The sequence below is a fragment of the Mesorhizobium sp. CA13 genome (assembly GCF_020165235.1).
Lineage (GTDB): Bacteria > Pseudomonadota > Alphaproteobacteria > Rhizobiales > Rhizobiaceae > Mesorhizobium.
This window is the reverse complement of the sequence record NZ_JAIUHS010000001.1, coordinates 1093057-1102872: the sequence shown is the minus strand read 5'-3', so window position 1 is coordinate 1102872 and position 9816 is coordinate 1093057. Positions and strand designations below refer to the sequence as shown.

Sequence of the window (9816 nt, the reverse complement as noted above, 5' to 3'; positions counted from 1 at the left end):
GCGTGACCGAGGTGCACCTCGGTCACGCCACCGGTGCTGTTTGCAGGGCTGAAGGTTGCGGGTGCGGCGGCCGGCAGCTATGTCGGACCGAAAGGTCATGACGAAAAGGCAGAGTTGATGAAAGTCGTTTCCACGTCCAAGTCGCATGGCGGCGTCCAGGGTGTTTACGCGCACGCTTCAGAGGTCTGCGCCTGCGACATGACCTTTGCCGTCTTCGTGCCGCCGCAGGCCAAGGATGGGCCGGTGCCGGTGCTGTGGTATCTTTCGGGTCTCACCTGCACCCATGCCAACGTCATGGACAAGGGCGAGTACCGGCGCCTGGCGGCCGAGCTTGGTCTCATCGTGGTCTGCCCCGACACCAGCCCGCGCGGTGCCGATGTACCGGACGAGAAGGATAATTGGCAGTTCGGCTGCGGCGCCGGTTTCTATGTCGATGCGACACAGCAGCCTTACGCCAGGAACTACCGTATGTATTCCTACGTTCTCGACGAGCTGCCGGGATTAATCACCGCGAACTTCCCTGCCGACACGGCGCGCCAGGGCATATCGGGTCATTCGATGGGCGGACACGGCGCGTTGACGATCGCGCTGAAGAACCCCGACCGCTTCAGGAGTTGCTCGGCCTTCGCGCCGATCGTTCAGCCGACGACCGCTGGCTGGTCGCGGCCTGCGCTCGAGAAATATCTCGGCCCCGACGACAGGGACTGGCGCGCTTATGACGCCACGCTGCTTATCGAGGACGGCCGCCGTTTTGGCGAGTTCCTGGTTGATCAGGGCACGGCCGATGGGTTCCTTGACGAAGGCCTCCGTCCGTGGCTGCTCGATGAAGCCTGCAAGAAGGCCGGCATCGACCTCACCTTGCGCATGCAGGAAGGCTACGATCATTCCTACAACTTCATCTCGACCTTCATGGACGATCACCTGAAGTGGCACGCCGCACGGCTAGGCTGAAGAACCGCCGGGCATTGTCAGCGGTAGGGCTTCGGCTCGCCGCCTTTGAAGAACGTCCAGAAGCTTTCGTAGATCAGGTCGGGACGGTGCTCGGCCGGGTAGTGGCCCGTCGGAATGGCCCAGCCTCTAAGGTCCGGCGCCCAAGGGGCCCATGCCTCGATAGGCGTGAGATGGCGTCCGACATGACTGTTGCTGCCCCAGATCACCATGACCGGGCATCCGATCTTCTTCTTGCCGAAATCGGCTGTGTCCATGGCAAGGTCGAGTGTCACGGTCGCCCGGTAGTCCTCGCACACCGCGTGGATCTGCTCAGGCGTCGTGCAGCGGGCATATTCCTTGAAGGCTTCCGGCGTGAATATCTCCAGCCCCACGCCCTTCTTGTTGAGCTTGTACTGGATGTAATAGTCGAGGTCTGCGCAGATCAGCTTTTCCGGGAACGGCGCCTTCTGCGCCATGAAGAACCAGTGATAGCTTTCCAGTCCCCAACCCAGGGTGACGTTGGTGAGAAGATGATAGGTCGGGATGATATCGAGCGCGCAGAAGCGCGTGATCCTGTCAGGCCGATCGAGCGCCATGCGGAAACCGACGCGGGCGCCGCGGTCATGGCCGGCAAGCGCGAATTTTTCAAAGCCGAGTTCGCTCATCACGTCGAAGGCATCTTCGCCCATGGCGCGGAAGCTGTATGCGGCATGGTCAGGGCCGCCGTCGGGCTTCGAACTGTCGCCGTAGCCGCGCAGGTCGATGGCAACCACCGTGAAGGATTTCGCCAGCGAAGGCGCGATCCGGTGCCAACTGACATGCGTCAACGGATTGCCGTGGACCAGCAGCAATGCCGGGCCTGAGCCCGCGATCGCGACGTTGATCTCGGCTCCCCTGGTCTTGATCCTCCTGTAGGAAAATCCCTCCATCAGGCTCCGATGCTCCTTCTCCAGTGGGGGCATGAGGGATGCGGCGGCGACGTCCGAGGCGTTTTGACTGGCCATAAGGTTCTCCAGAGCTCTGTCCCTTAACCCTCGCCTTCAAATTGAATACTGTCAACAATTTTCAGTTGACTTTTTTTGGATGCAGCGCAACATCGCACCGAGGTCGCCAAGCGAGGCTTGCGCGGCCACTATCGGGTGGCCTTGCCACCGCCGAGCCGAAGGGGCGTGTCCATGCCAGATTCAGATAAGTCCTCGCCCAAAGCCGCTTCGCCGCTGCCTTGCCTGGCCCTCTTGCCGGGCGATATGACCGGCATCGGCCCGGAACTCGTTGCGCGCGTGCTGTCGGATGGCCGACTTTCCGATGCTGCGCGCATCGTCGTTCTCGGCGACCGGCGTGTCCTGGAGATGGGGGCCCGCGATGCCGGTGTGTCTCTTTCCATCAAGACCGTGCCGGACGTCGCCTCGATCGACTGGAACGCGTTGCAGACGCCCCTCATCGATCTTGGCAACATCGACCCCGCGGCCTTGCCGCGCGGCGTGGTTTCCGCCGAGTCCGGAAAGCTGACCGGAGACACGTTGGCCGCCGCCGTGCGGCTGGCGATGAAGGGCGAAGTGGACGGCATCACCTTCGCACCGCTGAACAAGGCGGCGCTTCATGCCGGCGGCTGGAAATTTCCGGACGAGCACAAGATGTTTGCCCATCTGCTGGAACACAAAGGGTATTTCTCCGAGATGAACGTTCTCGACGGCCAATGGATGTCGCGCGTCACCTCGCATGTCTCCATGCGCACGGCTCTCGACCAGATCACCCATGACAGCATCATCGAGGCAATCCAACTCGTTGACCGCACCATGCGCCGCGCCGGCGTGAAGAAGCCGCGTATCGCCGTCGCGGCCCTCAACCCGCATGCCGGCGAGAACGGGCTGTTCGGGCGCGAGGAGATCGATCTGATCGGTCCGGCGGTCAAGGCCGCCGCGGCAACGGGCATCGATTGCAGCGGGCCTTTCCCCGCCGACACCATCTACATCAAGGCTTTCGCCGGCGAATATGACAGTGTGGTCGCCATGTACCATGATCAGGGGCAGATCGCGACCAAGCTGCGCGGCTTCAATCGCGGTGTGACCGTCACGGCCGGCCTCGAAACCGTCTTCACCACGCCGGCGCACGGAACCGCCTTCGACATCGTCGGCAAAGGCGTCGCCTCGACAGGTGCGCTGGAGAGTGCCGTTCGACTTGCGGCCCAGCTTGCGCGCCGCAAAAACGCAGAGCGCCAGGCAGCAGCCTGACCGATGTCAGCCAACTGGCCCTGAAACCAACTGGAAACCAAATGACGAAATCCAACAGTTTCCGCATCGCGGTCATCCCCGGCGATGGCATCGGCAAGGAGGTCGTGCCGGAAGGCGTACGCGTCCTGGAAAAGGTCGCTTCGCGCTTCGGCATCGGCCTGTCGTTCGACTGGTTCGATTTCGCCTCCTACGATTATTACGCCCGTCACGGCCGGATGCTGCCCGAGGACTGGAAGGCAAGGATCGGATCGCATGACGCGATCTTCTTTGGCGCCGTCGGCTGGCCTGCCGGCGTGCCCGACCACGTGTCGCTGTGGGGGTCGCTTCTCCAGTTCAGGCGCGAGTTCGATCAATACGTCAACCTGCGGCCGGTGCGCCTTATGCCGGGTGTGCCGAGCCCGCTCGCCGGGCGCGGCCCAGGCGATATCGATTTCTGGGTGGTGCGCGAAAACACCGAAGGCGAGTATTCGTCGATAGGCGGCCGCATCTTCCCGGGCACCGAGCGCGAAGTGGTTGTGCAGGAAACAGTCATGACGCGCATTGGCGTCGATCGTGTGCTGAGGTTCGCGTTCGAGCTTGCCGCCAAGGGCAAGCGCAAACACCTGACCTCGGCGACCAAGTCGAACGGCATCTCGATCAGCATGCCCTACTGGGACGAGCGCGTGGAGGAAATGGCCAAGGCTTTCCCGGATGTGCGCTGGGACAAATACCACATCGATATCCTGACGGCCCAGTTCGTGCTTCATCCCGACTGGTTCGACGTCGTCGTCGCCTCCAATCTTTTCGGCGATATCCTGTCCGATCTCGGCCCGGCCTGCACGGGAACGATCGGCATCGCACCCAGCGCCAATATCAATCCCGACCGCAATTTTCCGTCCCTGTTCGAGCCGGTTCACGGCTCGGCGCCGGATATTGCGGGGCAGGGGATTGCAAATCCCGTCGGGCAGATCTGGTCGGCCGCGATGATGCTCGACCATCTCGGGCAAGCTGAGGCGGCCGCCGGGATCGTTTCGGCGATCGAGACCATTCTCGCCGCGCCTTCGCTGCGTACGCGCGACCTTGGCGGCGGCGCAAACACCGTCGAGTGCGGCAAGGCGATCGCCGCAGCACTTTGACCTTCAGAGATCGCCCGGCACCAGAGCACCGGGGTGTTTGCGTCGGCGAGATCGACCGCCGCTGCATGAGAACCGTTCAGCCCACGGGGGTTGCGGCGCGGGCGATGGCGGCGGCGTCTTCGAGCGTCTCTATCTCCCAGCACAGATCCCGCAGGCGCGCCGTTGCCGTGGCGCCCAGAACCGGTTCGGCGAGCCCGCCGAACTTTGCGTTCAGATCGTCGTCGGTCATCGGCCGCGCCAGGCTGCCGATCGCGTGCTCGACATGTTTCCTGAGGACGCGGCCGTCCTTGAGCCTGATCGTCACGTGACATTCGTCTTCGGCGACGCTTTGCGATGCCGCTGCACTCACGCGGTCGCGCAGCGCAATCACCTCCGGGTCGCGCACGCTCGCATCGCTATATTCCTCCTCGCCGGCGCGGCCTTCGATGATGGCCACCGCTGCCGAATGGTAGACGCTGAACTTGCCCTCGAGACCGACTGTCGGCGTCTTCTTGCCGGTCAGCTCGAGCACCAGCGGATCGACTTCCAATTCGATGCCTTCGATCTGCGCGGCCGTCAGTCCGAACTCGTTGCGCAATTGCACGCAGCCGTCGATGATCGGGTGGATGACGATGCCGCAGGCAAACGGCTTGTAGGTGTTCAGCGCGATCTCGAAGCTCTCGCCCAGACCTTTGGTGATCTCGTCGAAATTGCGTTCGGTCGACATGACGTGGGCGAAACCGCGCGGCGCCTCGAGCACGCGATTTGACGAGGTGAAATCGCGTTGCGCCATGAAGGCGGAGAGCAGTCCATTTTGCGCTGCGCGGCCCGGATGGAAGCTCTTGCACATGGTGCCGAACATCTCGCGGAAACCCGAAGACTGCGTTCCGGCGATGCCGAGCGCCCAGATCATCTGCTGTTCGGTGAGGCCAAGCAGCCGCCCCGCTGCGGCGGCGGCGCCAAAGACGCCGGCTGTTCCGGTGATGTGCCAGCCGATGTCGTAGTGAGCGGGGTATACCGCGTTGCCGATACGGCATTCGACCTCGACCCCGAGGATAAAGGCATGCAGCAGATCACGGCCGCTTACCGGCCGCAGCTGCGCAAGGCTCAGGATCGCGGAGGCGACCGGCCCGGCGGGATGGATGATGGTGCGCAGATGCGTGTCGTCGAAGTCGAAAACATGGCTGGCGATGCCGTTGAGAAGCGCGGCATTGAGTGCGTCCAGCCGTTCGCCGCGGCCCAATATGGAAGCCTGATCCCTGCCGGCAAACGGCGACACGGCCGCGAGCGCAATATCGACGCTCGCATGTTGCGAGCCGCCCACCGCACAGCCTGTCCAGTTGAGGAAGGAGCGTACCGCTTCGCGCCGGACATTACCGGGCACGCTGTCTGCGGATGCCGACACGACGTAGCGGGCCAGTGTGGCGGTGACGTCAATCATTTGATCTCCCTGGATCGCCGTTGCACAGGACTGCCTGGCCTGCCGGCGTGCTTTGCTGGTGATTGGCGCGGATCACGCCATGAAGGCGCCGCCGTTGACGTGAACGGTCTGGCCGGTGATGTAGCGGGCCGCGGGGCCGCAGAGATAGCGCACGAGCAAGGCTACTTCCCGCGGCGTTCCAAGCCGGCCGACAGGCGGCAGTTTCCCGACATGGTGAGAGGGCTCTCCGCCTGCCCGCACGGTGTCGATCATGCCGGGCGCAACGCAATTGACGGTGATGCCGTCGCCGGCAAGGTCATGGGCGAGGGCGCGCGTGAAGCCGGACAGGCCCGCCTTCGCGGTCACGACATGAGCGCGTCCGCCGGCGCCGGTATGCGCCGACAAGCCACCGATGTTGATCACTGCTGCCTGTCCTGACTTCTTGAGGTGCGGGAGCGCCGCATGGGCGGTCAGGAACGCGCCGTCGAGGATGATCGAAAGCACGTCGCGCCATTCGGTGAAGCTCATATCCTCGAACGCGGTTTCATGTCGTACGGCGGCGCTGTTGACGAGAATGTCTATGCCGCCGAACTCCCGAACGGTCGCGCCGATCAAGGCATCGACGGCACCTGGGTCGACGACATCCGCCAGGACGGCCTTGGCCTTTCCTCCGGTGGCTGCGATTTCATTGACGACGGACTGGGCTTCAGCCTGGGAGTTGCGTGCGTTCACGACCACGGCGGCCCCGGCGCCGGCAAGCTCCAGCGCCATGATGCGTCCGATATTGCGGGCGGCTCCCGTTACGATGGCGACGCGGCCTTCCAGTTCCCGTCCGCCGTTCATGCCAAGCTCCCGTCGGACCGGTCCGGGCCGGCCACTGCCATTGAAGGCATCTCTCGAGACCGATCGGTGCGGCTCATGCGAGATCCCCGGTGTCGGGCGCGTTGCCGCTCGAATGTCCAGGGACGGCCACTGCCGGCAGGGTCATACGGCTCTTGCCGCTCAGCACATGCAGGAAGGCTGCCTCCATGGCGGCTGTCGCGTCGCCGTTTCGCAATGCCGCAACGATGCGGCGATGCTCAATATTGGACACGGAGAGGCCGCCGCCTTGCAGCAGCGCGCGCTCCCGAAACAGGTGCAGTTCCTTGACGAGTTCGGAATAGGCCTTGTGCAGCCGGCCGTTGCCCGCGAAGCGCAGGATCGAATCGTGGAATTCCAGATTGAGCGGGTAGTAGGCATCGAGCGAATGCATGGCGACCGCCTCCTCCATGCCATCGAGCAAGCGCTCGAGTTCCGAAATATGCGCCGCCGTGACCTTCGTGGCCAGGAGGCGCGCCGCCGACGCGAACAACCCCGCGCGCACGTCGTAAAGCTCGGCGGCCTGGTCCTCGCCGATCCTGCGCATGAACACGCCCCGGTTGGGGACAAGCTCGAGCAGGCCTTTCTCGGCAAGCGCGCGGCAGACTTCGCGGATGGGACCGCGGCTCACCGAAAAGCGGGTCGCCAGCGAATTCTCGTTCAGTCTCTCACCCGGGGCGAATTCTCCCGACAGGATGAGACTCTCCAACTCGCGCCGCAAGACGCTCGTCAGGGAGTGGTTCTGAAGAAACTCAAGCTCGGCCCTCATGAGATCGTGATCTACTATTTACTGCAAACTGTCAACAGAATACAGTGCGGCTGACAGGCAGGATCATTGCTGGCCGAAAAGCTGGAGAACCGGAGTTTCATGCCTCAGGCGGACATCCCGCTGGTGAAGGATGCGTTGCCTTCGCCAAGCCTTTTCGAACTCTTCCTGGCGTTTGCCAAGCTCGGCATCACGAGCATTGGCGGGGGCGTGAACGGCATGATGCACACGGAATTCGTGGTGAATCGGGGCTGGTTCACCGACCGGCAGTTTCTGTCCGGCCTGGCTCTTGCCCAGTCCTTGCCCGGCGTCAACGTTGCAAACCTGGCGCTCTGGCTCGGATATCAACTCAGGGGTTTCGTCGGAGCCTTCGTGGCGCTGTTGGCAGTGGTGCTGCCCCCGGCCATCGCAATCATCCTGATAGGAAATGTCGTGCTGAGGCTCAGCGCCGATCCCGCGATCGGCGCGCTGCTTGCGGGCCTCGCCGTCGCGGCAGCCGGACTGTCGCTTTCCGTCGGCTATCTTGCCATGCGGTATGCCTGCGTCGACGTCATTTCAACGGTCCTGTTTGCCTGCACGCTGGTGGGCGCATCGGTCTTTCATCTTTCTGCTCTCGTCATCGTTGCGGTGCTGGCGCCCATCGGCATCGGCATCGGCTTTGTAAGAAAACGGCATGAAAGACGATAATCTGCTTCTTACCCTGTGTCTGGTGTTCGCGCCCTTGTCATTGATGGCCATCGGCGGCGGATCCTCCATTCTGGGCGAATTGCAGCACAGCGTCGTCGATGACAGGCACTGGCTGACCAACAAGGCTTTCCTCGACATGTTTGCCATCTCCCGCGTCGCACCCGGACCGGGAACCCTGATCGTCACGCTGATGGGATGGCACCTTGCCGGATGGGCGGGGGCTATCGTTTCGACGATCGCGATTTTTGCGCCGTCCTCGCTGCTGGTGATCGTGATCGCGCATTTCTGGCACAGCCGTCCGGATGCGGCGTGGCAAGGCGCCCTGGTCTATGGTTTGGCGCCGCTCGCCGCGGGGCTGGTGCTGTCCAGCGTCTTGGCTCTCCTGAGCAACGCGAAAGGCGGCTGGATCGCCTGGTGCGTGGCCATCATGGTCGCCGTTGCGGCGCGTAGGGTTCGTTTGGGCCCCTTGACGCTGATGGTCGTCGGATCGGTCCTCTTTTGCGGCCTGCTGATGGCTGTAGGATAACGCATGTCGCCCAAATTTTGGGACAGTGACAAGGCGTGGAGAAGAGCTGAAAGCGCGTCGCACGGGTCCGTTTCCACGCGAAGCGCCCGGCAATTCCGGCCGACAAATGCCGCTGCTCTTAACCGCAATGCAGATAGTCGTCAGTTAATTGTTGACAATTAACAAAATTAGACCGACCTTGGGGAAGAGGCACAGGCACATCGCTTGTGAATGAGTGTTCGGGAGGACCCATGGCCTTTGTGGAACTCGACAATCTGACCAAGCGCTACGGGAAGTTGACCGTCGTCAATCAGGTCGACCTCTCTATCGAGAAGGGCAAGCTGGTGTGCCTGCTCGGGCCGTCGGGCTGTGGCAAGACCACCACCTTGCGCCTGGTCGCCGGGTTCGTTCAGCCGTCGGATGGTCAGATCCGCGTCGGCGGCCGTGTCGTGTCGTCGCCGCATGCCAGCGAGCCTCCGGAAGCCCGCAACATGTCGATGATCTTCCAAAGCTATGCGCTCTGGCCGCATATGACGGTGTTCGAGAACATCGCCTACGGCCTGCGGCTCCGCCGTATGGGCAAGAGCGACATTCAGGCAAAGGCCGGTCGCATCCTCCAGGCGACCAAGCTTGAAAAACTGGCTGAGCGCTATCCGGGCGAATTGTCGGGCGGTCAGCAGCAGCGTGTTTCCCTTGCCAGGGCCCTTGTCATCGAGCCGGAGACGCTGCTGCTCGACGAGCCGCTTTCCAATCTCGACGCCAATCTTCGCGAGGAGATGCGGTTTGAAATCCGTCGGCTTCACGACGAGTTCCGCTACACGACCGTCTACGTCACTCACGATCAGACCGAGGCCATGACCGCCGCCGATGTCATCGTGGTGATGAACCAGGGCAATGTCGAGCAGGCTGGTTCTCCCGAGGACATCTACGAACGACCGCGCTCGGAATTCGTCGCGCAGTTCATCGGCGGCACCAACATCTTCAAGGGCAAGCGGATCGGAACGGACACCGTCGATTGCGGCAATGGTTTGGTGCTGCGCTGCGGCAGCGGCGATTACGCCTCCAACGGCCAGACCGCGGTGTCGGTGCGGCACCACGACCTGCACCTCACGAACGAGAAGCCGAAAGGCGATCCGAGCAACTGGGCCACCGGAAAGGTGCTGCGCCAGGTCTATCTCGGGTCGCATCGCGATTATCTCGTCAATCTATCAGGTGGCGAAACCGTGCGGGCGATTGCGCCCGTCGATGTCGCGGTCCCGGAAAACCAGCAAATCTGGCTTCATTGCCCACCTGATCGCTGCCGGGCGCTCGCGCACTAAAGGGAG

The 9816-nt window shown here is 62.9% G+C and carries 10 protein-coding genes; 6 read left to right on the top strand and 4 right to left on the bottom strand.

Translation table 11 applies throughout. The annotated features are described in order from the left end of the window. Window positions 1–117: 117 nt before the first annotated feature. Complete coding sequence (gene fghA / locus LB566_RS05490) at window positions 118–951, top strand: S-formylglutathione hydrolase (RefSeq protein WP_224623600.1); 834 nt, start codon at window positions 118–120, stop codon at window positions 949–951. 17 nt (window positions 952–968) lie between these two features. Here fghA and LB566_RS05485 read toward each other — a convergent pair whose 3' ends face one another. Then, a complete protein-coding gene (locus tag LB566_RS05485) occupies window positions 969–1934 on the bottom strand; it encodes an alpha/beta fold hydrolase (RefSeq protein WP_224623599.1) in 966 nt (321 codons plus the stop codon). Between the two features lie 171 nt (window positions 1935–2105). Here LB566_RS05485 and LB566_RS05480 point away from each other — a divergent pair, with 171 nt between their 5' ends. Further along, window positions 2106–3161 (top strand): PdxA family protein, encoded by a 1056-nt coding sequence (locus tag LB566_RS05480; RefSeq protein ID WP_224623598.1) that lies wholly within the window; start codon window positions 2106–2108, stop codon window positions 3159–3161. Between the two features lie 41 nt (window positions 3162–3202). Then, window positions 3203–4276 carry a tartrate dehydrogenase gene (locus LB566_RS05475; RefSeq protein ID WP_224623597.1) on the top strand — a complete coding sequence of 358 codons (1074 nt, stop codon included), beginning with the start codon at window positions 3203–3205 and terminating at the stop codon, window positions 4274–4276. A gap of 76 nt (window positions 4277–4352) precedes the next feature. Here the strand turns inward: LB566_RS05475 and LB566_RS05470 are convergent, their stop codons facing one another. From LB566_RS05470 to LB566_RS05460, 3 genes are all read right to left on the bottom strand, one after another. Next, a complete protein-coding gene (locus LB566_RS05470; RefSeq protein ID WP_224623596.1) occupies window positions 4353–5696 on the bottom strand; it encodes an MmgE/PrpD family protein in 1344 nt (447 codons plus the stop codon). 72 nt (window positions 5697–5768) lie between these two features. Further along, window positions 5769–6518: an SDR family NAD(P)-dependent oxidoreductase gene (locus LB566_RS05465; protein ID WP_224623595.1), complete on the bottom strand. Its 750-nt coding sequence runs from the start codon at window positions 6516–6518 to the stop codon at window positions 5769–5771. Window positions 6519–6591: 73 nt separating this feature from the next. Continuing rightward, on the bottom strand, window positions 6592–7302 hold the full coding sequence (locus LB566_RS05460; RefSeq protein ID WP_224623594.1) for an FCD domain-containing protein: 711 nt from the start codon (window positions 7300–7302) through the stop codon (window positions 6592–6594). A 99-nt stretch (window positions 7303–7401) separates the two neighbouring features. On the opposite strand from LB566_RS05460, the gene LB566_RS05455 reads away from it, so the two are divergent. From LB566_RS05455 to LB566_RS05445, 3 genes are all read left to right on the top strand, one after another. After that, window positions 7402–7986, top strand: a complete 585-nt coding sequence (locus LB566_RS05455) for a chromate transporter (RefSeq protein WP_224623593.1) — start codon at window positions 7402–7404, stop codon at window positions 7984–7986. Continuing rightward, the gene (locus LB566_RS05450) at window positions 7973–8512 is read left to right on the top strand and encodes a chromate transporter (RefSeq protein WP_224623592.1); all 540 of its coding nucleotides are present in this window, start codon (window positions 7973–7975) and stop codon (window positions 8510–8512) included. Before LB566_RS05455 ends, LB566_RS05450 begins: the two co-directional genes overlap by 14 nt. Before the next feature lie 230 nt (window positions 8513–8742). Then, complete coding sequence (locus LB566_RS05445) at window positions 8743–9810, top strand: ABC transporter ATP-binding protein (RefSeq protein ID WP_140551289.1); 1068 nt, start codon at window positions 8743–8745, stop codon at window positions 9808–9810. The last annotated feature ends 6 nt before the right edge of the window (window positions 9811–9816 follow it).